Raw genomic sequence first — 23,115 nt, forward strand, 5'->3', positions numbered from 1 at the left:
CAGGGGTGGATTGCGGATCGTCGCAAGACACATGCATCGGCATTTCACCCCTGGGCACTTGCGAATCCTTTTTTCAGGGTTTGTCTGCTCGGTCGGCTATAGTGGCCGGAAGCAGGCTTTTCTGTGTCCATGGCTATGATCCGAATCGCGATCGATTGCATGGGTGGCGATTTCGGCCTTCCCGTGACAATTCCGGCCGCGCTGGCGTTTTGCGACCGTCAACCCGACGTGCGCTTGCTCCTGACCGGTCTCCCCGACCAAATCGAAGCACGGCTGGCGGAATGCGGCGCAACCGCGGCGCAACGCGAGCGGCTGACGATCGTCCCTGCGTCCGAAGTCGTGACGATGGACGACAAGGTCGAAGTGGCCCTGCGTCGCAAAAAAGATTCTTCCATGCGGGTCGCCGCGGCCCAGGTGCGGGATGGCCTGGCCGACGCATGCGTGTCCGCGGGCAATACCGGCGCGTGGATGGCCATCTCGCGATTCGTCCTGAAGACGCTGGACGGCATCGACCGTCCGGCGATCGCCAAGGCAATCCCGAACCAGGCGGGCCGCAAGACCGTGGTGCTCGACCTGGGCGCCAACGTCGATTGCACCGCCGAACACCTGCTGCAGTTCGCCATTCTCGGTTCCGCCATGATGTCCGCCGTCGGACACGTCGAACGGCCAAGCGTGGGACTGCTCAATATCGGTGAAGAAGCCATCAAGGGCAACGAGGTCGTCAAGCAGGCGTCTGAACTGCTGCGCGCCAGTTCCCTCAACTTCCATGGAAACGTGGAAGGCAATGACATCTACAAGGGCACGGTTGACGTGATCGTCTGCGACGGTTTTGTCGGCAATGTCGTGCTCAAGGCTTCCGAAGGCATGGCCCGCCTGCTGGGCGGCTTCCTGAAAGAAGAATTCACGCGTTCCTTCTTCTCGCTTCTGATGGCCTCGGTGGCCCGTCCGGTGCTCAACCGCTTCCGCGGCCGTGTCGACCCCCGCCGGTATAACGGCGCGTCGTTGCTGGGCCTGCGGGGCGTGGTGATCAAGAGCCACGGGTCGGCCGACGCCCATTCATTTGAATGGGCGCTGCGCGATGCGTACGACGCGGTGTCGACCGGCCTGCTGGCCAAGACGACCCTGGCCGTGCAGCAGCTGACGCGCGTGGCGCAAGCCCCGGGCGAGCCGGCCGTGGCAGCCCCGCTGACAGGCGCCTCGGCGACGGGCGCGGCGACCACTGCATCGGCCCCGGCATCGGCCGCCGCGGCAGCCCCCGCATCGACCCCATCAGCAGCGACCCCGGCGGCAACGCTGGAGACTTCCACGCACGGAGATAATGCATGAGTGCAACCGCGTCCGACTTTGCCCGGGCCGCCGCGCCTGCGCGCTGGTCGAAGATCGTCGGCACCGGCAGCTTCCTGCCCGAGCGCGTCGTGTCGAACGACCAGCTGGCCAGGGACCTTGCCGAACGGGGCATCGAGACGTCCGACCAGTGGATCGTCGAACGAACCGGCATTCGGCAGCGGCACCTGGCCGAAAAGGGCGTCACGTCCAGCGAACTCGGCTTCGAGGCCTGCGTACGCGCCTTGGCCGACGCCGGCGTGGATGCGTCCGAAGTCGACCTCATCATCGTCGCCACCTCGACCCCCGATTTCGTATTTCCCAGCACGGCGTGCCTGATCCAGGCCAAGCTCGGTGCATCGAATGCCGCGGCCTTCGACGTGCAGGCCGTGTGCAGCGGTTTTGTGTACGCGCTCACTACCGCCGACAGCTTCATCCAGGCGGGCCGCGCCAAGTGCGCGCTGGTGATCGGAACGGAAGTTTTCTCGCGTATCCTGGACTGGAACGATCGCGGCACCTGTGTCCTGTTCGGTGACGGCGCGGGTGCGGTCGTCCTGCGCGCGTCGAACGAACCTGGCGTGCTGTCGGCCAAGCTGCATTCCGACGGCAGCCAGATGAAAATCCTTTGCGCCGCCGGCAACGTGGCCTATGGCGAAGTGACCGGCGACCCTTTCCTGCGGATGGAAGGGCAGGCCGTGTTCAAGCAGGCCGTCACGGTCCTGGACAAGGTGGCGCGCGAAGTCTGCGACGAAGCCAATGTCAGCCTCGACAGCGTCGACTGGCTGATCCCCCACCAGGCCAATGTCCGTATCCTGAATTCCACCGCGCGCAAGCTGGGCATCCCGCTGGAACGCGTGGTCGTGACCGTCGACAGCCACGCCAACACGTCGGCCGCCAGTGTGCCGCTGGCGCTGGATGTCGCGCGCCGTGATGGCCGCATCCAGCCAGGACAGCTCGTCATGCTGCAAGGCGTGGGCGGCGGCTTCACCTGGGGCGCCGTCCTGGCCCGCATGTAAAACTAGAACGACACGGAATCGTCATTTCATGAAAATCGCTTTTGTATTTCCCGGACAGGGCTCGCAGGCCGTCGGCATGCTCAATGGCTTTGCCGGCAATGAGGCCGTCCAGGACGTCGTGACCCGCGCCAGCGCTGCGCTGGGCGACGACCTGGGCAAGCTGATGGCCGAAGGCCCGGCCGACCAGTTGAACCTGACCACGTTCACCCAGCCCGTGATGCTGACGGCCGGCGTGGCGTTCTACGCCGCCTGGCGCGCCGCGGGCGGCCCGGTGCCTGCCCTGGTTGCCGGCCACAGCCTCGGTGAATACGCCGCGCTGGTTGCCGCGGGCAGCCTGACGCTGGAAGACGCCGTGCGCCTGGTGCGCGTGCGCGCCGACGCCATGCAATCGGCCGTGCCGGTCGGCACCGGCGGCATGGCCGCCATTCTTGGCCTGGATGACGACACCGTGCGCCTGGCTTGCAGCGCCGCCGCGGACGACGAAATTGTCGAAGCCGTCAACTTCAATGCCCCGGCCCAGGTCGTGATCGCCGGCCACAAGGCCGCCGTGGAACGCGCTTGCGAAGCCGCCAAGGCTGCGGGCGCCAAGCGCGCGTTGCCGCTGCCCGTGTCGGCGCCATTCCATTCGAGCCTGATGCAGCCCGCGGCCGACGTCCTGGCCAAGGCCCTGGCCGGCATCGAGGTCAAGCGCCCGATGATCCCGGTCCTGAACAACGTCGACGTCGCCACGCCCGATGAACCGGCCGCGATCGTCGATGCTCTGACCCGCCAGGCCTGGCATCCGGTACGCTGGGTCGAGACGATCCAGGCCATGAAGGAAGCGGGCGTGACCCATATCGTCGAATGCGGCCCGGGCAAGGTGCTCGCCGGCCTGGTCAAGCGCATCGACAGCAGCATGGTCGGTCTGGCGATCACCGACGAAGCGTCGCTGGCCGCCGCTTTGGCCGCGGTCAATACGCCCGACGCGGCCGCCTGATCTCGATTACAAGGAAAAGAACATGGATTTGCAGGACAAGGTCGCGCTGGTCACCGGCGCATCGCGGGGTATCGGCAAGGCGATTGCGGCCGAACTGGCAGCACGCGGCGCCTGCGTGATCGGCACCGCCACCAGCGAAGCCGGCGCCCAGGGCATCACCGAAGCGCTGGCCGGCCAGAACGGCAGCCGCGGCGTGGTGCTGGAAGTCAATGACGCCGCGGCGGTCGATGCACTGATCGACGCGCTGGTCAAGGAGTCGGGCGGCCCGCACATTCTCGTCAACAATGCCGGCATCACCCGCGATACGCTCGCGATGCGCATGAAAGATGACGACTGGACGGCCGTGATCGACACCAACCTGAGCGCCGTTTTCCGCTTGTCCCGTGCGGTCATGCGGGGGATGATGAAGGCCAAGTGGGGCCGCATCGTCAACGTCACGTCGGTGGTCGGCGCCAGCGGCAACGCAGGCCAGGCCAACTACGCGGCGGCCAAGGCCGGTGTGGCAGGACTGACACGCGCGCTCGCCCGCGAACTCGGCAGCCGGAACATTACCGTAAACTGCGTGGCGCCTGGCTTCATCGATACCGACATGACCAAGTCGCTGGGCGATACCCAGACCAGCGCGTTGCTGGGCCAGATTCCGCTGGGCCGCCTTGGCCGCCCGGAAGATATCGCCCACGCCGTGGCCTATCTGGCGTCCCCGGCCGCAGGGTATGTGACCGGTACCGAGCTGCATGTGAACGGCGGCATGTACATGAACTAAGTTACCGCATATTGCATCCGCGATATGTATTTGTCCCGGCCGGTCCGCTTGATCCCAAGCGAGCTTGGCTATAATCAGTAAGATAAATAGACCCTTTTGGAGGATCTCCATGGATAGCATCGAACAGCGCGTCAAGAAGATCGTCGCTGAGCAGCTCGGCGTCAACGAAGCCGAGATCAAGAACGAATCTTCTTTTGTCGACGACCTCGGTGCCGATTCGCTCGATATGGTTGAGCTCGTGATGGCCCTCGAAGACGAATTCGAAACCGAGATTCCAGACGAAGAAGCCGAGAAGATCACGACTGTTCAACAGGCGATCGACTACGTCAGCTCGAACATCAAGAAGTAAGCATCCGTCATTCACATGACAGGGGGCGGCCCGTTGGCCGCCTTCATCTTTTTATTGCGGCTCGGCCGCGCGCGGCCTCATTCCCGTCTCTGGCGGTTTGGGCTGTTGCCGAACGCGCTTTTTTCTCCGCGCACTTGAGGAGTCTTCAGTGAAGCGACGCGTCGTCATCACCGGCCTCGGTATCGTTTCCCCAGTGGGCAACGACATCGCTACTGCATGGGACAACATCGTCAACGGCCGGTCCGGCATCGACCGTATCACCCGTTTCGACAGCACCGACTTCAACTGCCATATCGCGGGTGAAGTGAAGAATTTCGACCTGACCAAGTACCTGTCCACCAAAGAAGCCCGTCAGATGGATACGTTCATCCACTACGGCGTGGCGGCGGGCGTCCAGGCATGGGAAGACAGCGGCCTGACGGTCACCGAAGAAAACGCCGACCGTATCGGTGTGGTCGTCGGCTCCGGCATCGGCGGTCTGCCCCGTATCGAAGAGACCCACCAGGATTTCGTGGATCGTGGTCCTCGCAAGATTTCTCCGTTTTTCGTGCCCGCGTCGATCATCAACATGATCTCGGGGCAGATCTCCATCCGCTACGGGATGAAGGGTCCGAACTATTCGATCGTGTCGGCATGCACGACCGGCCTGCATTGCATCGGTGATGCCGGCCGCCTGATCGAATACGGCGACGCCGACATCATGCTGGCGGGTGGCGCCGAATCGACCGTGTCGCCCCTGGGCATCGGCGGTTTCGCCGCGGCTCGCGCGCTTTCCACCCGCAACGACGATCCCACCACGGCGTCGCGTCCGTGGGACAAGGATCGTGACGGCTTCGTGCTGGGGGAAGGCGCCGGCGTGCTGGTGCTGGAAGAATACGAACACGCCAAGGCGCGTGGCGCGCGGATCTACGGCGAACTGGCAGGCTACGGCATGAGCGCCGACGCCTATCACATCACGTCGCCTGACCGCGACGGCCCCCGCCGCGGCATCCAGAACGCGCTGCGCAATGGCGGTTTCAACGGCGACGAAGTGCAGTACGTGAACGCGCACGGCACCTCGACCCCGCTGGGCGACAGGAACGAAACCGAAGCGATCAAGCTGGCGTTCGGCGACCACGCCAAGAAACTCGTGATCAACTCGACCAAGTCGATGACGGGCCACTTGCTGGGCGCCGCGGGCGGTATCGAAGCGGTGTTCACGGCGCTGGCCGTGCACCACCAGATCTCGCCCCCGACGATCAACATCTTCAACCAGGACCCCGAGTGCGATCTCGACTACTGCGCGAACGAAGCCCGGAAGATGAACATCGACGTGGCGATCTCGAATTCGTTCGGTTTCGGTGGCACCAACGGCACCATGATCGTGCGTAAGGTCTGATTTGAACGATTCCGCGGCGTTTGCCGGCTTGCAGGTTCATACGTCGTTAGTACCGTCTCTGCGTGCAGAGACGTCGGTCCGGCTCGCCACGGTGGCGGCGTCGGCCGCGGTGGCGATCAGCCTGTATTGGGTGGTGATCGCCATCGGCGCCGGCCAGGCCACCGCGTGGGCCCTGGCCCTGGCCATGGCTGCCGCCGGTCTGGTGGCGGCCAGCCGGCCGTCCCGCCCGGTGCCGGTCGCTTACACCGCCCTGGCCATCGACGCCGGAGGCCACTGGCATCTTCAGTCAGCCCGCGGCTGGTTCCGTTTTACCCCCCATTCCATTTCCGTCTCGCCGTTTGGCTGGATGTCGCTAGCCGGCGACGCGCGGCACGGCCCGATTCGCCTGGCCATCTGGTCCGACAGCGTCTCCGCCCCCGTCTGGCGCCGCTTGCGCATCGCCGCGGGCTGGCTGGCGCAGCGCCCCGATGGCCTCGTCGTGCCTGCATCCGCCGCCGACCCCCGCCTGCTGGGAACGTCATGACGGAACGCGAAATCGACGCCGAACTGGTCGCCCGCGTCCAGCGCGGGGACAAAAAAGCGTTCGAACTGCTGATGCTGAAGTATCAGCGCAAGATCCTGCGCCTGCTGTCGCGATTCGTCCGGGACCCGGGCGAAGTCGAAGACGTGGCCCAGGAAGCATTCATCAAGGCCTACCGCGCACTGCCGCAATTTCGCGGTGAAAGCGCGTTCTACACCTGGTTGTACCGGATCGCCATCAACACCGCGAAGAACCATCTCGTGGCGTCAGGGCGTCGTCCAAGCTCGCCATCTGAATATGAAAACGAAGACGGTGAAACTTTCGACGAAACCGACAACCTAAGTGATATCAACACGCCGGAATCGATGATGGCCTCGCGGGAAATCGCGGAAACCGTCAACTCTGCCATCGAGGCTTTGCCCGAGGAACTGAGAACCGCGATCGTCCTGCGTGAAATCGAAGGCATGAGCTATGAAGATATCGCTCAGTCGATGGGCTGCCCCATTGGCACCGTGCGGTCCCGGATCTTCCGGGCGCGCGAAGCGATAGCGACGCGGCTCAGGCCATTATTGGGCACCAAGGACGACAAGCGGTGGTAGGCCGGCTGACGTCACGAGGGTGCAGGCAAGCACTACTGGCAACAAGCACATCGGTTGGCGCCGGTGGCGGAGGGTAAACAAATGCAGGTAACACCGCGTCGGGAACAACGTCCGACTCACGCTGAAGGCGCAACGGCAGCGCCGTATTTGTCTTCGTCAGATCCCCTGTCGTCGGCCGAATGGTTGTCCGCGTACATCGACGCCGAAGCCGAACTCGATGACGACAGCCTCCCGGCCTCGTTGTCGACCGCCGACGGCCTGGCCCGCTGGGACGCCTACCACCTGATCGGCGACGTGCTGCGCACGCCTGATCTGGCGCAGCCCGTGTCCGCCGGTTTCCATGCCCGTTTCCTTGACGCGCTCGAAGAGGAAGCCCCGATCATTGCCGCGCCGCGCCGCGCGCCGCAGCGCCGTTTCATGACGCGTTACGGCCTGCCTGGCCTGGCGGCGGCTGCCGCCGTGGCGTCCGTGACGTGGATGGCGCAGCCTTACTTCGGCTCGCAGCCGACCGCGCCGGGCACTGCCGAATTCACCGCATCGTCGTTCATTCCCGGTCAGGGCATGGTGTCGCAGGTGTCGTCGCCAGTGGCGCCCGCAGCGCCGCAGAACGGCGGGATCGTGCCCATGGACGGATCCACCGGGGCGGACCTGTCGCTGGCCGACTACCTTGACGCACACCGTCAGGTCTCTGGCAAAAGCGCCATCCGGGAAGTTTCGACGACCTCTTACGACACCGAGGCAGGACAGCGTTGATATCGAGTGCGGCGAGCCGGATCGGCAGGGTTCAGCCGGTGTTGCAGTCGGCACGCCCCCTCGTGGCGGTGCTGACCTGCGTGCTGGCGGTAGCGGTCCACGCACAGGGGATCGCAGGGCAGGGGCAGGGCGATACCGCCGCGGCGGCCAACGTCTCGTTGCTCCAACGTATCCAGAATTCGGCGCAGCAGCTGAATTACACAGGTGTCTTCACCTATCAGCAGGGCGCGTCGATGCAATCGTCGCGCGTCACGCATATCGCCGACAGCAAGGGCGAGCATGAGCGCCTCGAGATTCTCGATGGGCAGCCGCTCGAATTCCTGCGCGAAAACGACGATATCCAGTGCCTGATACCGGCCAAGAAGGCGATCCTTGTCGAAAAGCGCACCACGCGCGACCGGTTTCCCGGGCTGATGCTGGGCAAGGCCGATCAACTGGCCGCCAACTACAACGTCACGGTGGACCCCCAGTCCGAACGCGTTGCCGACCGGGACTGTCAGGTCATCAACGTCCAGCCCAAGGATAACGACCGCTACGGCTACCGCCTCTGTGCGGACACCAGCTCCGGCCTGCTGCTTCGTGCGCAGACGCTGTCGAGCGAAGCCGGTGTGGTCGAGCAGGTGGCGTTCATGACGCTGCAGGTGGGGTCCGACGTGGATGCCGCCCAGCTCAAGCCCAAGTGGTCCACCAAGGACTGGAAAGTCATCCGCGCGCAACTGACGCCGACCGATCTGGCCGCCAATGGCTGGTCGGTGGCCGAAACCGCGGGCTTCCATACTGTCACGCAGTTGCAGCGCTCGATGGGCGGCAAGCAGAACGTCAAGCAGATCATGCTGTCCGACGGGCTCGCCGCCATTTCCATCTTCATCGAGCCCTTCAGCAACGCACATCCCCAACAGGTCGGGTCGAGTTCCCGCGGCGCCATTCACGTGGTGGGCCGCAGGCTGGGTGATTACTGGATCACGGTGCTCGGCGAAGCTCCGCTGGGAACCATTCAGCGCGTTGCCGCGTCCGTCGACTATCACCCTGTCTCGCGTCGTCCCTGAACCGGCGGGCGCAGTGCGCCTGCCGTCCAGCTGACCCGTATCCGCTTTCTCTTCTTCGCCGGAGTGTTTCATGCTCGAGTTGTCCTTGCCGATGGCGCGTCTCGATATGCGCAAGGCATTGTTGGCCGTCGTAACGTCATTGACCCTGTTCGTCGGCGTGGCTCCCACGGTGCACGCGCAGGCGCGCGGGTTGCCCGACTTTACCGATCTGGTGGACCGGGCCGACCCCGCGGTCGTCAACATCCGCACGACGTCGAAAGCCGTGGCGCGCGGTCCGTCCGGCGTCCCCGGCGCGCCGGGCGGGCAAGACCCGTATGAACTCTTCCGCTGGTTCTTCGGCCCGGACTTCAACCCGCCGGGCGGTGGCGGTGGTGGTGGCGGCGGGCAAGCCCCGCGCACGCCGCGCGGCCAGGTTCCGGACAGTGGTGAAGGCCAGGAAGTCCCGCGTGGCGTGGGCTCGGGGTTCTTCATCTCGGCGGACGGCTACGCACTGACCAATCACCATGTGGTGAAAGACGCCGACGACATCTACGTCACCCTGACCGACCGCCGCGAATTCAAGGCCAAGGTGATCGGGTCCGACGAACGCACCGACGTGGCGCTGATCAAGATCGACGCCACCGGCCTGACGCCGCTCAAGATCGGTGACCCCAGCGTGCTGCGCAAGGGCGAGTGGGTCGTGGCGATCGGTTCGCCGTTCGGTCTGGATTCGACCGTGACCGCGGGCATCGTCAGCGCCAAGGGCCGCGATACCGGCGATTACCTGCCGTTCATCCAGACCGACGTGGCCGTCAACCCCGGCAACTCGGGCGGTCCGCTGCTGAACATGCGCGGTGAAGTGGTCGGCATCAACTCGCAGATCATTTCGCGTAGCGGCGGCTTCATGGGCATTTCGCTGTCGATCCCGATCGACGACGCCATGCGTGTGGTCGAACAGCTGCGCACCACGGGCCGCGTCACGCGGGGCCGTATCGGCGTGCAGATCAGCGAAGTCACCAAGGAAGTCGCCGACGCGATCGGCCTGGGCCGCACTGCCGGCGCATCGGTTGGCATGGTCGAGCCGGGCAGCCCCGCCGAAAAGGCCGGGATCGAGCCGGGCGACGTCGTGCTCAAGTTCAACAACAAGACGATCGACCGGTCTTCCGACCTGCCGCGTGCCGTTGGCGAAACCAAGCCCGGCTCGAAGGCCACGATCCAGGTGTGGCGCCGTGGCGCGACCAAGGACCTGACCATCACGGTGGCGGAACTGGAAGACAAGACCGCGTCGGCCGCAGGGCGTGGCGAAGAGAAGGAACCGGCTCCGGCGCAGAAGACCAACGCCCTGGGCGTGGTGGTGTCAGAAGTGCCGGCCGCCCGCAAGAAGGAACTGCGGATCCGCGGCGGCGTGCAGGTTGACGCGGTGGACGGCGCGGCTGCCCGTGCCGGGATCAAGGCAGGCGATATACTGCTGGCGCTCGACAATACGGAAATCACGGGCGTGTCGCAGTTCAACGGCATCGTCGCCAAGCTCGAAAAGGGCAAGGTGCACGGCGTGCTGGTGCGCCGCGACGAGCTGACGCAATGGGTGCCGCTGCGCCCGGCGCGCTAGGGCCAGGGCGCCTGCTGCCGGCAAAACCGGCACACATCGCCGCGCAAGGCTAAAATGCCGTGTCGCGGCAGGAAATTGGCGGGTGTCCACCGGCTTTCCGGTCGACACCACGCAGGCGGGGCGCGTAGCGCCCCCTTTTTTCGCCGCCCGCTACCTCATTCATAACGGATCGCATGCAGCACATTCGCAATTTCTCCATCATCGCCCACATTGACCATGGCAAGTCGACGCTCGCCGACCGCCTGATCCAGCGTTGTGGCGGATTGTCCGACCGCGAGATGGAAGCCCAGGTGCTCGATTCGATGGATATCGAGCGCGAGCGGGGCATCACGATCAAGGCGCAGACCGCGTCGCTCAGCTACAAGGCGCGCGACGGCAAGGTCTATAACCTGAACCTGATCGACACCCCGGGGCACGTCGACTTTTCGTACGAAGTCAGCCGCTCGCTATCGGCGTGCGAAGGCGCGCTGCTGGTGGTTGACGCCTCGCAGGGCGTCGAAGCGCAGACCGTGGCCAACTGCTACACCGCCATCGAACTGGGCGTTGAAGTGGTGCCGGTCCTGAACAAGATGGACCTGCCGCAGGCCGATCCCGAAGGCGCCAAGCGCGAGATCGAAGAAGTCATCGGCATCAACGCCGAAAACGCGATTCCCGCCAGCGCCAAGACCGGCATGGGCATCGATGACATTCTGGAAGCCGTCATCGAACGCATCCCGGCGCCCAAGGGCGACCCCGATGCCAAGCTGCAGGCGCTGATTGTCGATTCGTGGTTCGACAACTACGTTGGCGTCGTGATGCTGGTGCGCGTGATCAACGGCGTGCTCAAGCCCAAGGAAAAGATCCTGCTGATGGCATCGGGCGCCACGCACCTGAGCGAGCACCTGGGCGTGTTCACCCCCAAGTCGCAGCCGCGCCAGCAGCTGTCGGCGGGGGAAGTGGGCTTCATCATCGCCGGCATCAAGGAATTGAAGAACGCCAAGGTGGGCGACACCGTCACGCACGCGGCCAAGCCGGCCGACGAGATGCTGCCGGGCTTCAAGGAAGTCAAACCGCAGGTGTTCGCCGGCCTGTACCCGGTCGAATCCAGCGAATATGACCAGCTGCGCGATTCGCTCGAAAAACTCAAGCTGAACGACGCGGCGCTGATGTACGAACCGGAAGTGTCGCAGGCGCTGGGCTTTGGCTTTCGCTGCGGCTTCCTGGGCCTCTTGCACATGGAAATCGTGCAGGAACGCCTGGAACGTGAATTCAATATGGACCTGATCACCACCGCGCCGTCGGTGGTGTACGAAGTCGTGCAGCGCGACGGCACCGTCGTGATGGTGGACAGCCCGTCCAAGATGCCCGAGGTCGGCAAGCTGGACGACATTCGCGAGCCTATCGTGACGGTCGTTCTGTTCATGCCGCAGGAATACGTGGGCCCCGTCATGACGCTGTGTACCGCCAAGCGCGGCACGCAGCTGAACATGGCCTACCACGGCCGCCAGGTGCACCTGACGTATGAAATCCCGCTGGCCGAAATCGTGCTGGACTTCTTTGACAAGCTCAAGTCCGTGTCGCGCGGGTATGCGTCCATGGACTACGAGTTCAAGGAATACCGCAGCGCCGACGTGGTGCGGGTGGACCTGTTGATCAACGGCGACCGGGTCGATGCCTTGTCTTTGATCGTGCACCGGGCCAACGCCCGCTACCGCGGCCGCGACGTCACGGCGCGCATGCGCGAACTGATCCCGCGCCAGATGTACGACGTGGCGATCCAGGCCGCGATCGGCGCCGAGGTGATCGCACGCGAAAACGTCAAGGCGCTGCGCAAGAACGTGCTGGCCAAGTGCTACGGCGGCGACATTTCGCGCAAGAAGAAGCTGCTCGAGAAACAGAAGGCCGGCAAGAAGCGCATGAAGCAGGTCGGCAGCGTCGAGATTCCCCAGGAAGCCTTCCTGGCCATTCTGCAGGTCGAGGACAAATGATGCGTGGCGTGATCCTTAGTGGCGTGATCGGTGTTTCCCGCACCGCCGGAGCGGCGGCATGAGCCTGAACTTCGCGTTGATCCTGTTCGTGCTGTTGATCGTGACCGGCATCGTCTGGTCGCTGGACCGCTGGTCCTTGCGGCCCGCCCGCCAGGCCCGCATGAACGCGGCTGCCGCCGATTTCGACCGCCAGCAGGGCGATGCCATCCGCGCGTCCAGCGGCCAGGCCGAAGCGGCGCGCCGCCGCCAGGAAGCCGTGGACCGCGCGGCCAAGATGCCGTGGTGGGTCGAATATTCGGTCAGCTTCTTTCCGGTCATCCTGTTCGTGTTCGCGCTGCGGTCCTTCGTGGTCGAACCCTTCCGCATTCCGTCGGGTTCCATGATGCCGACCCTGCAGATCGGCGACCTGATCCTGGTGAACAAGTTTTCGTACGGCATCCGCCTGCCCATCATCGACAAGAAGATCATTCCCGTGTCGGACCCCAAGCGCGGCGACGTGATGGTGTTTCGCTACCCGGCCGATCCCCAGGTCGACTACATCAAGCGCGTCGTGGGCGTGCCGGGTGACGAGGTCGCCTACCTGAACAAGCGGCTGACGATCAACGGCCAGGTGGTCCCGACCGTGTCCAAGGGCGAGTATTTCGACCCGGATCGCGTGTCCTACGCGGGCCTGTTCGGCGAGACTCTGGGCGGCGTGCCGCACGAAATCCTGATCGAAGAACGCCGCCCGGCCGAGATCGAACCGTTCCCCAGCTTCCCGAACAAGGACCAGTGCACCTACTCGCGGGAAGGGGTACGCTGCAAGGTGCCGGCGGGCAGTTACTTCATGATGGGCGATAATCGGGACAACAGTGCCGACAGCCGCTACTGGGGTTTCGTGCCCGAAGCCAACATTGTCGGCAAGGCATTCTTCGTCTGGATGAACTTCGGCGACCTCAAACGGATAGGCCGCTTCCATTGATCTCTTTCATCACCACCCCCGCCGGTTCCGTGCCGGCGGCGGGCGCTAAGGCCCATGAATGAGCTTGAGTACGCTCGAAAAATGTATCGACTACAGCTTCAGGAACAAAAGCCTGCTTGAGCAGGCTTTGACGCACCGCAGCCACAGCAGCAAACATAACGAACGGCTGGAATTCCTGGGCGACAGCGTGCTGAACTGCGCGATCGCTTCCTTGCTGTACGACCGTTTCAGCCGCATCGACGAGGGCGACCTGTCGCGGCTGCGGGCCAATCTTGTCAAGCAGGCCTCGCTGGCCGACATCGCCCAGCGCCTGGAATTGTCCCGTTTCCTGCGTCTGGGGGAAGGGGAGCTGAAGAGCGGCGGGTTCCGCCGTCCGTCCATCCTGGCCGACACGCTGGAAGCCATTTTTGGCGCCATCTACATGGACGCGGGCTTTGACGTGGCCAGCAAGGCGATTGCCAAGCTGTACAAGCCGGTGCTGGAAACGGTCGACCCGAAAACCCTGGGGAAGGACGCCAAGACGCTGCTGCAGGAATACCTGCAGGGCCGCAAGATCGCCTTGCCGGTGTACACGGTGGTGGCCACGCACGGCGCGGCGCACAGCCAGGAATTTGAAGTCGAATGTGCGATTCCGAAGCTGGACGTGCAGGTGGTCGGCATTGGCGGCAGCCGGCGCGCGGCCGAGCAATCGGCTGCCAAGCAGGCGCTGGAAGTGGCCCTGACGGCCGCCCCGGCGCCCGCCAAACGCACGCCGCGCGCCCGCAAGACGGCGCAATTGTCGCTGCCGGTGGCCGTGGCCCAGGCCGCGTCCGACGACATGCCCGGTGCTTCGGCGGCCGATGCGCCGTCGCCGCAGCTGGCCCTGGCGGCCGACGCGCATGCTGATGCACACGCCGATACGCCTGCCGATGCACCTGCCGATGCACCTGCCGACTCGCCTGCCGATGCGCGCACCACCGCGCCCGCGCCTTCCGACGACCGCCCGGCCGATGACCGCCAGGCCTCCCTTACGCTGACCAAGAAATGAGCATGTCCGAAGAATCCTCCCCCGCCTTCCGTTGTGGTTTCGTGGCTATCGTCGGGCGGCCCAACGTGGGCAAGTCCACGTTGCTGAATGCGCTGATCGGCGCCAAGGTCAGCATCGTGTCGCGCAAGGCGCAAACCACGCGGCACCGCATTCACGGCGTCCTGACCCGGGAGCATGACCAGTTCGTCTTCGTCGACACGCCGGGCTTCCAGACGCGCCATGGCGGCACCATGAACAAGATGATGAACCGCGTCGTCACGCAGACCCTGTCCGACGTGGACGTGGTGGTGCATGTGATCGAAGCGGGCAAGTGGTCGGATGGCGATGCCAACCTGCTGCCCCTGATGAAGTCGCAGGCGCGCACGGTGCTGGCCGTCAACAAGACCGACCTGCTCAAGGATCGGGAAGCGATGTACCCGTTCGTGAGCAAGGTCATGGCCAAGCACGCGTACGATGCGGTCGTGCCAGTCAGCGCCGCCAAGTCGCGCCAGCTGGACGACCTGCTGAACGAGATTGCCGCCGGCCTGCCCGAAAACGAACCCATGTTCGAGGCCGACACCCTGACCGACCGCCCGGTGCGTTTCATTGCCGGCGAGCTGATCCGCGAAAAGATCTTCCGCCTGGTGGGCGACGAACTGCCGTATGGGTCCACCGTGGTGATCGAGCAGTGGGAAGAAACGCCCAAGCTGACCCGCATCGCCGCGTGCGTGATCGTGGAACGCGACAGCCACAAGCCCATCCTGCTGGGCACCAATGGCGACCGCATCAAGCGGATCGCCACCGAAGCGCGGCAGGACATTGCCAAGCTGATCGACTCGTCGGTCCACCTCGAGATCTACATCAAGGTCAGAAAGGGATGGGCGGACCGCGAAAGCCAGTTGCGCGATCTGGGTTATGAATGATGAGCCGATCTTTTCGGTTCCGTTCGACGCCTCTCCGGTAGGCCTGGCGCCGGCCGACGGCGCCGATGCCGTTGGCTCGCCCAAAAAGACGGCCCGGCGCGCGCCGCGCGTGACCAACCGGGTCGAAGACCGGCCTGCCTTCCTGCTCCATAGCTACCCTTACCGTGAAACGTCGCTGATCCTGGACGTCTTCACGCGGTCCCACGGGCGCGTGGCCCTGGTGGCCAAGGGCGCCAAACGGCCGCATTCGGCCCTGCGGTCGGTGCTGGTGTCATTCCAGCGGCTCAATCTGTCGTGGAGCGGGGCGGGCGACATCAAGACGCTGATCCGCGCCGAATGGTCGGGCGCGCCGCTGCGCTTGCAGGGCTCGTCCGCCATGTCGGCCTGGTACCTGAACGAACTGCTGCTGCGACTGCTGACGCGCGACGATCCCCACGAAGCCTTGTACGACGCCTATGTGGATGCGATTTCACGGTTGGCCGAGCAGCCTCGGCTGTCGGCCGGACTGCGCGAGTTCGAATGGATCCTGCTGCGCGAGATTGGCTATGCCTTCGATCCGTCCATGACCGATGCGGGCGAGGCCATCGATCCGGACCAGCAGTACCGCCTGCCGCTGGAAGCGGGGCCATCGCGCATCGATGACGCCATGGAGGACAACTGGGCGTCGCGGTCCGCCATGGCGGTCAGTGGCCGGGTGTTACAGGCGTTGACCGAGCACCGCTTCGATGATGCACTGGTGGAACCCGAGCTGCGCCGCCTGCTGCGGGAACGGCTCGACTATCATATGAGCGGCCGCCCCCTGACCACACGGCAGGTGCTGCGCGATTTGCAGGATTACCTTCCCTGACGCGTTCGGACCGACGCGCCGGATAGACCACAGAGCAGTGATAGACATGATAGATCTGGGTGTGAACATCGACCACGTTGCGACGCTGCGCCAGCAGCGCCACGTCTCCTATCCCGACCCGGTGCGCGCCGCGCTGATGGCCGAAGATGCGGGCGCCGACCTGATCACCCTGCACCTGCGGGAAGACCGGCGCCACATCCAGGACGCCGACGTGGACGCAATCCGTGGCCAGCTGCGCACCCGCATGAACCTGGAATGCGCGATCACGCCGGAAATGCTGGCGATCGCCTGCCGGGTGAAGCCGCATGACGTCTGCCTGGTGCCCGAAAAGCGCCAGGAACTGACGACCGAAGGCGGGCTGGATGTGCTGGGCCACTTCGACACCGTGCGGGCAGCCGTTGCCCAGTTGCAAGACGCAGGCATCCGTGTGTCGCTGTTCATCGATCCCGATGCGGCGCAGATCGAAGCGTCGCAGCGCGCGGGCGCCACCGTCATTGAATTGCATACCGGCGCCTATGCCGAGCAGGAAGGCACGGGCGCGGCGCTGGAGCTGGCGCGTATCCGCGAGGGCATCGCGGCGGGCGTGCGGCACGGCCTGCGCGTCAATGCCGGGCACGGGCTGCACTATGAAAACGTGCAGGCCGTGGCCGAGCTGGATGGCATCGCCGAACTGAATATCGGCCACGCCATCGTGGCCCAGGCAGTGTTCAGCGGCTGGACCGCTGCCGTGCGTGACATGAAGGCGCTGATGGTGACGGCGCGCCAGCATGCGCAGCGCGGCGTGCTGCTGCGGCCGGCGCATTGAGCAAAGCCATGGGCGAGGGGACGGACGGCAACGTGCGTGGTCCTGCGAGCGGCACTTCGGTCGGCGTGGCGGATGGCACGGCAAGCCTCGCTGCAGCCAGTGCGGCGGGCGGGACGTCTTCCAGCATGTCGGCTAGCAAAGGCAGCGCGCGGAACGACGGACCGCCCCAGGCGCGGCCGGCGGCCATTGCCGGTGTCGGCATCGACCTGCTGCGCATCGACCGGATCGAACGCGCCCTGGCGCGCCGGGGCGATCGTTTCGCCAGCAAGATCCTCGGGCCACAGGAACTGGCCAAGTTCGCCGCCCGCCGCGCGCGCGATCCCCAGCGCGGCATCCGATTCCTTGCCACACGCTTTGCCGCCAAGGAAGCCTTCTCCAAGGCGATCGGCCTGGGCATGCGCATGCCCATGGTGTGGACCCGCATGCAGACGCTGAATGCCCCCAGCGGCAAGCCGATGGTCGTGCTGGCCGAGCCCCTGCGCAGCTGGTATGACGCGCGCTTCGGGGCGGCGCATGTGTCGATCACCGACGAATCGGACATGGCGGCGGCGTACGTCGTGGTTGAGATGTTGCCGGCCGAGCCGGCCAGCAACGCAGGCAGCAATGCGGCGAGCGCTGGCATCCCTCGGTCGCTGTGACAGCCCGCTTGATCGTGGCTTCGCGCGGTAAGGCCCCTCACTGCGCTGTGATTGCCGGGTCGTGCCGCAGGTGCACCGCCGCCGCGTGCTCCCTTTATTTTCAACTGATTTCCTTGTGATCCCATGAGCGTGTCTTCCCTTCCTGAGCGCGCCGCGCTGCCCCCCGGCCCGGTCATCGTCGACGTAGCCGGTTTCGAATTGACGCCCGCCGAGGTTGCTCGCCTGCAGCATCCGCTCGTCGGCGGCGTGATCCTGTTTGCCCGCAACTTTGAAAGCCGTGCGCAGCTGTGTGCGCTGACAGCCAGCATCCATGCGGCCCGCAACGGACCGCTGATGATCGCTGTGGACCACGAGGGCGGGCGGGTGCAGCGGTTTCGCACCGATGGATTCACGCACTTGCCGGCCATGCGCACCTTGGGTGTAGCGTGGGACACAGACCCGATGGAGGCCATGCGTCTGGCCACCGACGTGGGCGTGGTGCTGGCCGCCGAGCTGCGCGCGTCGGGTGTGGACCTGAGCTTCACCCCGGTGCTGGATCTGGACTATGGCGACAGCCGCGTGATCCGCGACCGGTCCTTCCATCGCGATCCCAAGGCCGTGACGATGCTGGCGCGCGCCCTGGTGCAAGGGCTGGCGCTGCGGGGCATGAGCAACTGCGGCAAGCATTTTCCAGGGCATGGCTTCGTGCAGGCGGATTCGCACATCGACATTCCGGTGGATGACCGCAGCCTGGACGAGGTGCTCGGCGAAGATGCCATGCCGTACGCGTGGCTGGGCGACAGCGTGCTGCAGGCAGTCATGCCGGCGCATGTGATCTATCCGAAGGTGGACGCGCACCCGGCGGGGTTTTCGCGGGTGTGGGTGCAGGACATGCTGCGCGGCCGGCTGGGCTATCAGGGCGTGGTGTTTTCAGACGACCTGACCATGGAAGGCGCCACGGTGGCGGGGGACATTCTGGGGCGCGCCACGGCGGCCCTGGGGGCAGGGTGCGACATGGTGCTGGTGTGCAACCGGCCGGACATGGCGGACGACCTGCTGGCGCGGCTGGAAGCCGGGCCGAGCACTGCAGGGGCAGGCAGTGGCGGGTCAAGCAGTGTCGGGTCAAGCACGGCCGAGTCAAGCAGTGACGAGTCAAGCACCGCCGGGTCAAGCACCGCCGGGTCCGCGGCCCGGGTGGCGCGCCTGATGCCCCGCTTTGACGCCCCGGACTGGGATGGGTTGGTAACCGATTCGGTCTATACCCGGGCGCGCGACCGTATCCTGGCCTTGCCTCGGTACAATCCAGCCTGATTCGCCTCGATCGGCGTCGAACGCTTTTTTGACGTCACGGCACGGCGGCGCTTTCCTTTATTCGCGCAACCCGAGACCCGTCCATGAGCCGGAGCAAACTTCCTCCCGGCGCCGGTACCGAGCCGGACCCGACTTCATCGCTGCCCCAGGCGCCCGCGCCGGGGACGGAACCTGCGGCCACGCCTTCGACCGTGCAGCCGGCGGCATCGCCTGCTCCGGTGGAAGAGGGTTGCGACCTGCCCGCCGGCACCCAGCCGCCGCTGCCCGAACATCGGGTGGATGGTCAGCAGGCGGAGTTGGCTGGGGATCTTGGAACCGACACCGACACCGACACCGACACCGACACCGACACCGACACCGACACCGACACCGACACCGATACCGATACGGACGCCGACCCGGTAGCGGACGGCGCAGCAGCCGACACCGCCCCCGCCCGCAAATCGCGCGCGAAAGCGGCCGCCCCCGCCACGCCCGACACCCCCCGCGCCGCCGAGCCCTTCGACGCCAAGCGCCTGATGGCGCAGCTGCCGCATCTGCCGGGCGTCTACCGTCACATCAACGCGGAAGGCGAGGTCATGTATGTCGGCAAGGCGCGCGACCTGAAAAAGCGCGTCTCGTCCTACTTCCAGAAGCAGCCGTCCAGCCCACGCATCGCCCACATGGTGGCGCGCGTCACCAAGGTCGACGTGACCGTGACGCGGTCCGAAGCCGAAGCGCTGCTGCTGGAAAACAACCTCATCAAGTCGCTCTCGCCGCGCTACAACATCCTGTTCCGCGACGACAAGTCCTACCCCTATCTGAAGGTGACGGGGCACGAGTTTCCGCGCATCGCCTACTACCGGGGGTCGACCGACCGGCGCAACCAGTACTTTGGGCCGTTTCCCAGCGCGTGGGCCGTGCGTGAAAGCATCCAGGTGCTGCAAAAGGTCTTCCGGCTGCGCACCTGTGAAGACACCGTGTTTTCGAACCGTTCGCGGCCGTGCCTGCTGCATCAGATCCAGCGCTGCTCGGGCCCCTGCGTGGACCTGATCAAACCGGAAGACTATGCCCAGGACGTGCACCGTGCGACGCAGTTCCTGCGCGGGCATACGCAGGCCGTGCTGACGGACATCGAGACGCGCATGTTCCAGGCGTCAAGCGACATGCGCTTCGAAGAAGCGGCCGTGCTGCGCAACCAGATGTCGGCGCTGTCCAGCGTGCTGCGCCAGCAGACCATGGAAGGCATCGGCGACCAGGATGCGGACATCATCGCGATTGCCCTGCAGGGCGGCCGCGCCTGCGTGAACCTGGCCATGGTGCGGGGCGGACGCCATCTGGGCGACAAGCCCTTCTTTCCGACCCATACGGATGGGGATTCGCCGGGCGATGTGCTGGAAGCGTTCATGTCTCAGCACTACATCGAACGGGCGCTACCGCCGGTGGTCGTGGTGTCGCATGCCTTGCCCGATCCCGAAGTGGCCGACATGCTGGCCGAGCAGGCAGGCACCAAGCTGACCGTGCTCAAGCAGCCGCAAGGCGTGCGCAAAAGCTGGCTGGAACAGGCGCGCAAGAACGCCGAGCTGGCGCTGGCGCGGGTGCTGGCCGAAGCCGGCTCGCAGCAGGCCCGGACCTTGGCGCTGGCCCAGGTGCTGGGCATGGATACGGATGAAGCCGCGCTGGAAAATCTGCGCATCGAATGCTTCGACATCAGCCATACGGCGGGGGAGGCCACGCAGGCATCCTGCGTCGTCTACCATCACCACGCCACGCAGCCGAAGGAATACCGGCGCTACAACATCGATGACATCGTGGGCGGTGACGACTACGCCGCCATGCGTCAGGTGCTGACGCGTCGTTACGAAAAAAACTCTCACGGCGAGGGGGTCATGCCGGATATAGTCCTGATCGACGGCGGGAAGGGACAGATCAGTTCGGCGCGTCAGGTCTTTGAAGAACTGGGCCTGGATATCGGATTGCTGGTCGGCGTCGCCAAGGGGGAGGGCCGCAAGGTCGGACTGGAAACGCTGGTCTTTCCGGACGGCCGGCCGCCGCTGGTGCTGGGCGGCGAATCGGCGGCGCTGATGCTGGTTGCCCAGATTCGCGACGAGGCCCACCGGTTCGCGATCACCGGCATGCGCGCGCGGCGCGCCAAGACCCGGAACGTGTCGCGGCTGGAAGAAGTCGAGGGGATCGGCGCCAAGCGCCGTCAGCGCCTGCTGGCGCGATTCGGAGGGCTGCGCGGGGTACTGGCGGCAAGCGTCGAAGACCTGGCGACGATCGATGGCATCTCGCTCGATCTGGCCGAACGTATCTACCGTCAATTGCATTGAGCATGACCCACCCTTCACCTGGCGACCAGCCTGTTAGCATTCACCATGCCTCTTAATCTGCCGATTATCCTGACCTGGGTGCGGATCGTCATGATCCCCCTGGTAGTAGGTCTTTACTATGTGCCGGAAAGCGTGCTCGGCCTGCACTTGCGCGACATTCTGGCCACGGCGATTTTCGTGTTCGCGGCGCTGACCGACTGGCTCGACGGCTGGCTGGCGCGCCTGTGGAACCAGACCTCGTCGTTCGGGGCGTTCCTGGATCCGGTGGCGGACAAGCTGATGGTCAGCGCCGCCTTGCTGGTGCTGCTGAACCTGGGCCGGGTCGACGCCATGATCGCGCTGGTGATCATCGGGCGTGAGATCACCATTTCGGCCCTGCGGGAATGGATGGCGCAGATCGGCGCGCGCGCCAGTGTGGCGGTGCACCGCCTGGGCAAGTTCAAGACGATTGCGCAAATGGTGGCGATTCCCTGCCTGCTGTACGACCGCCGCCTGTTCGGCGTGATCGACACGCACTGGTGGGGTTCGCGCCTGATCGAGGTCGCGGCCGTGCTGACGGTATGGTCGATGATGTATTACCTGCGTCGGGCGTGGCCGATCATCAAGAAGTCGGCCTGAACCCGGCAATGTGAATTTCGCGGCCCGGCCTCGACGCCGGTCCGACAAGAAGCGCGGCGCGCCACCTACGCCTTTCGGCGAGCCGCCATGGAGACATCGTGCAGCAAGTCCTGAGGGCGCCGGGCCACCGGTATGCCCGTCGTCACTTTGACTGGAAAGTCATCACCCTCGTGGGGATCGCCCACGCGTCGTCGCACTTCTTCCAGCTCGTCATCCCCTCCTTGTACGTGCCGCTGTCGCTGGAATTCGGCCTGAGCTTTGCCGAATTGGGCGCAGTCGTGGCCGTGTTCTATGCGCTGTCGGGACTGGGGCAGGCCGCCTCGGGCTTTGCAGTGGACCGCTTCGGCGCCAAGCCGATGCTGTGGTTCGGCCTTGGCAATTTCGTGCTGGCCGGCTGTGTGCTGGGGGCGGCGCAGGGCTATCTGTGGCTGCTGGCTTCCGCGGCGATCGCGGGGCTGGGCAATGCCGTGTTCCATCCGGTCGACTTTTCCATCCTGAACCGGCGGGTCAGCGCGCCGCGGCTTGGGCACGCGTTCAGTGCGCACGGGATCACGGGCAACCTGGGGTGGGCGGCCACGCCGGTGTTCATTGCCACGCTGACCTATTTCTTCAACTGGCGGGTGGCGGCCTTTGGCGCGGCCCTGCTGCTGGCTGCCGTGCTGGCGATGACGGTGATCGGCCGGCGGCTGCTGACCGTGGACGTGGTACGGCCGGTGGTGACCAACGACTCGGCCATCGCTGCCGCAGCGGGTGCCCCTGCCGATGCAAGTCCGAACGCGAGTGCCGCCGCCGAGCCCCGGCCGGCCGGCGGCGGTTCGCTCAAGGCCCTGATCAGCAGCCCCGTCCTGTGGGGCGCGTTCTTCTTTTTCCTGTGCACGTCGGCGGCGCTGTCGGCCGTGCAGAACTACACGGTGCCGCTGCTGGGCAGCCTGTATGGCATCGCCACAGTGGCCGCCAGCACGGCGTTGTCGGGCTACATGGTGGGCGGGGCAATCGGCATGATCGCCGGGGGCTTCCTGGTGTCCGCCGGGCCCCACAGCGAAAAGATCGTGGCCGCGTCGTTCGTGGCCGCTGGCGGCGTCCTGGCGCTGATTGCGATGCAGGTGGTCCCGTCGGCCTACGCCGTCCCGCTGGTGGTCCTGGCGGGCGCCTGCGCGGGCGTGGCGGGGCCGTCCCGCGACATGCTCGTCCGCAAGGTTGCCCCCAAGGGGGCCACGGGGTCGGTATATGGCCTGGTGTATTCCGGCATGGACACCGGATCGGCGCTGGCGCCGCTGGCATTTGGGGCGCTGTTCGACGCAGGACTGCGCCAGGCGCCGTACTTCGGGGCCTTGCTGGCCTTTATCGTGGCTGCCGTGCTGGCAGCCTGGATTGCCCGCCATGCCAGAACGCGAGCTTGACGGGTTTATACCTACACCAAGAGTATGAGCAATCCAG

The 23,115-nt window shown here is 65.4% G+C and carries 22 protein-coding genes; all 22 read left to right on the forward strand.

From position 1 onward, the window contains the following. Positions 1 to 135 precede the first annotated feature (135 nt). The 22 genes from plsX (at position 136) to HD883_RS00970 (ending at position 23,078) form a co-directional block, all read left to right on the forward strand. Complete coding sequence (gene plsX / locus HD883_RS00865) at positions 136 to 1,326, forward strand: phosphate acyltransferase PlsX (protein ID WP_179588800.1); 1,191 nt, start codon at positions 136 to 138, stop codon at positions 1,324 to 1,326. Then, positions 1,323 to 2,339, forward strand: coding sequence for a beta-ketoacyl-ACP synthase III (locus HD883_RS00870; RefSeq protein ID WP_179588278.1), 1,017 nt, complete (start codon positions 1,323 to 1,325; stop codon positions 2,337 to 2,339). Before plsX ends, HD883_RS00870 begins: the two co-directional genes overlap by 4 nt. A 28-nt stretch (positions 2,340 to 2,367) precedes the next feature. Continuing rightward, the gene (gene fabD, locus HD883_RS00875; protein WP_179588277.1) at positions 2,368 to 3,315 is read left to right on the forward strand and encodes an ACP S-malonyltransferase; all 948 of its coding nucleotides are present in this window, start codon (positions 2,368 to 2,370) and stop codon (positions 3,313 to 3,315) included. Positions 3,316 to 3,337: 22 nt separating this feature from the next. Further along, the gene (fabG, locus tag HD883_RS00880; RefSeq protein WP_179588276.1) at positions 3,338 to 4,078 is read left to right on the forward strand and encodes a 3-oxoacyl-ACP reductase FabG; all 741 of its coding nucleotides are present in this window, start codon (positions 3,338 to 3,340) and stop codon (positions 4,076 to 4,078) included. A 109-nt stretch (positions 4,079 to 4,187) separates the two neighbouring features. Then, positions 4,188 to 4,427, forward strand: a complete 240-nt coding sequence (acpP, locus tag HD883_RS00885) for an acyl carrier protein (RefSeq protein ID WP_179588275.1) — start codon at positions 4,188 to 4,190, stop codon at positions 4,425 to 4,427. A 148-nt stretch (positions 4,428 to 4,575) separates the two neighbouring features. Then, positions 4,576 to 5,805, forward strand: coding sequence for a beta-ketoacyl-ACP synthase II (gene fabF, locus HD883_RS00890; protein WP_179588274.1), 1,230 nt, complete (start codon positions 4,576 to 4,578; stop codon positions 5,803 to 5,805). 1 nt (position 5,806) lies between these two features. Further along, the gene (locus HD883_RS00895; RefSeq protein ID WP_179588273.1) at positions 5,807 to 6,328 is read left to right on the forward strand and encodes a hypothetical protein; all 522 of its coding nucleotides are present in this window, start codon (positions 5,807 to 5,809) and stop codon (positions 6,326 to 6,328) included. Beyond that, positions 6,325 to 6,924, forward strand: a complete 600-nt coding sequence (rpoE, locus tag HD883_RS00900; RefSeq protein ID WP_179588272.1) for an RNA polymerase sigma factor RpoE — start codon at positions 6,325 to 6,327, stop codon at positions 6,922 to 6,924. Before HD883_RS00895 ends, rpoE begins: the two co-directional genes overlap by 4 nt. Before the next feature lie 147 nt (positions 6,925 to 7,071). Further along, the gene (locus HD883_RS00905) at positions 7,072 to 7,677 is read left to right on the forward strand and encodes a sigma-E factor negative regulatory protein (protein WP_257021942.1); all 606 of its coding nucleotides are present in this window, start codon (positions 7,072 to 7,074) and stop codon (positions 7,675 to 7,677) included. Between the two features lie 62 nt (positions 7,678 to 7,739). Further along, a complete protein-coding gene (locus HD883_RS00910) occupies positions 7,740 to 8,723 on the forward strand; it encodes a MucB/RseB C-terminal domain-containing protein (RefSeq protein ID WP_179588270.1) in 984 nt (327 codons plus the stop codon). Positions 8,724 to 8,793: 70 nt separating this feature from the next. Continuing rightward, positions 8,794 to 10,311 carry a DegQ family serine endoprotease gene (locus tag HD883_RS00915; protein WP_179588269.1) on the forward strand — a complete coding sequence of 506 codons (1,518 nt, stop codon included), beginning with the start codon at positions 8,794 to 8,796 and terminating at the stop codon, positions 10,309 to 10,311. A 173-nt stretch (positions 10,312 to 10,484) separates the two neighbouring features. Next, entirely contained in the window at positions 10,485 to 12,278 is a 1,794-nt protein-coding gene (gene lepA / locus HD883_RS00920) for a translation elongation factor 4 (protein WP_179588268.1), read from the forward strand. A gap of 58 nt (positions 12,279 to 12,336) precedes the next feature. Further along, entirely contained in the window at positions 12,337 to 13,239 is a 903-nt protein-coding gene (gene lepB, locus HD883_RS00925; protein WP_179588267.1) for a signal peptidase I, read from the forward strand. A gap of 58 nt (positions 13,240 to 13,297) precedes the next feature. Continuing rightward, positions 13,298 to 14,266 (forward strand): ribonuclease III, encoded by a 969-nt coding sequence (rnc, locus tag HD883_RS00930; protein WP_179588266.1) that lies wholly within the window; start codon positions 13,298 to 13,300, stop codon positions 14,264 to 14,266. Between the two features lie 2 nt (positions 14,267 to 14,268). After that, positions 14,269 to 15,168, forward strand: a complete 900-nt coding sequence (gene era, locus HD883_RS00935) for a GTPase Era (RefSeq protein WP_179588265.1) — start codon at positions 14,269 to 14,271, stop codon at positions 15,166 to 15,168. After that, a complete protein-coding gene (recO, locus tag HD883_RS00940; protein ID WP_179588264.1) occupies positions 15,161 to 16,015 on the forward strand; it encodes a DNA repair protein RecO in 855 nt (284 codons plus the stop codon). Before era ends, recO begins: the two co-directional genes overlap by 8 nt. Positions 16,016 to 16,061: 46 nt before the next feature. Beyond that, positions 16,062 to 16,820 carry a pyridoxine 5'-phosphate synthase gene (locus HD883_RS00945; protein ID WP_179588263.1) on the forward strand — a complete coding sequence of 253 codons (759 nt, stop codon included), beginning with the start codon at positions 16,062 to 16,064 and terminating at the stop codon, positions 16,818 to 16,820. 125 nt (positions 16,821 to 16,945) lie between these two features. Further along, complete coding sequence (gene acpS, locus HD883_RS00950; protein ID WP_179588262.1) at positions 16,946 to 17,458, forward strand: holo-ACP synthase; 513 nt, start codon at positions 16,946 to 16,948, stop codon at positions 17,456 to 17,458. A gap of 123 nt (positions 17,459 to 17,581) precedes the next feature. Next, positions 17,582 to 18,748 (forward strand): beta-N-acetylhexosaminidase, encoded by a 1,167-nt coding sequence (gene nagZ / locus HD883_RS00955; RefSeq protein WP_179588261.1) that lies wholly within the window; start codon positions 17,582 to 17,584, stop codon positions 18,746 to 18,748. Between the two features lie 518 nt (positions 18,749 to 19,266). Beyond that, complete coding sequence (gene uvrC / locus HD883_RS00960; RefSeq protein ID WP_257022364.1) at positions 19,267 to 21,060, forward strand: excinuclease ABC subunit UvrC; 1,794 nt, start codon at positions 19,267 to 19,269, stop codon at positions 21,058 to 21,060. Positions 21,061 to 21,105: 45 nt separating this feature from the next. Then, positions 21,106 to 21,678, forward strand: coding sequence for a CDP-diacylglycerol--glycerol-3-phosphate 3-phosphatidyltransferase (gene pgsA / locus HD883_RS00965; protein WP_179588259.1), 573 nt, complete (start codon positions 21,106 to 21,108; stop codon positions 21,676 to 21,678). Between the two features lie 98 nt (positions 21,679 to 21,776). Beyond that, complete coding sequence (locus tag HD883_RS00970) at positions 21,777 to 23,078, forward strand: MFS transporter (RefSeq protein WP_179588258.1); 1,302 nt, start codon at positions 21,777 to 21,779, stop codon at positions 23,076 to 23,078. Positions 23,079 to 23,115 lie beyond the last annotated feature (37 nt).

The sequence above is a fragment of the Pigmentiphaga litoralis genome, from assembly GCF_013408655.1.
GTDB classification, from domain to species: Bacteria; Pseudomonadota; Gammaproteobacteria; order Burkholderiales; family Burkholderiaceae_B; genus Pigmentiphaga; species Pigmentiphaga litoralis_A.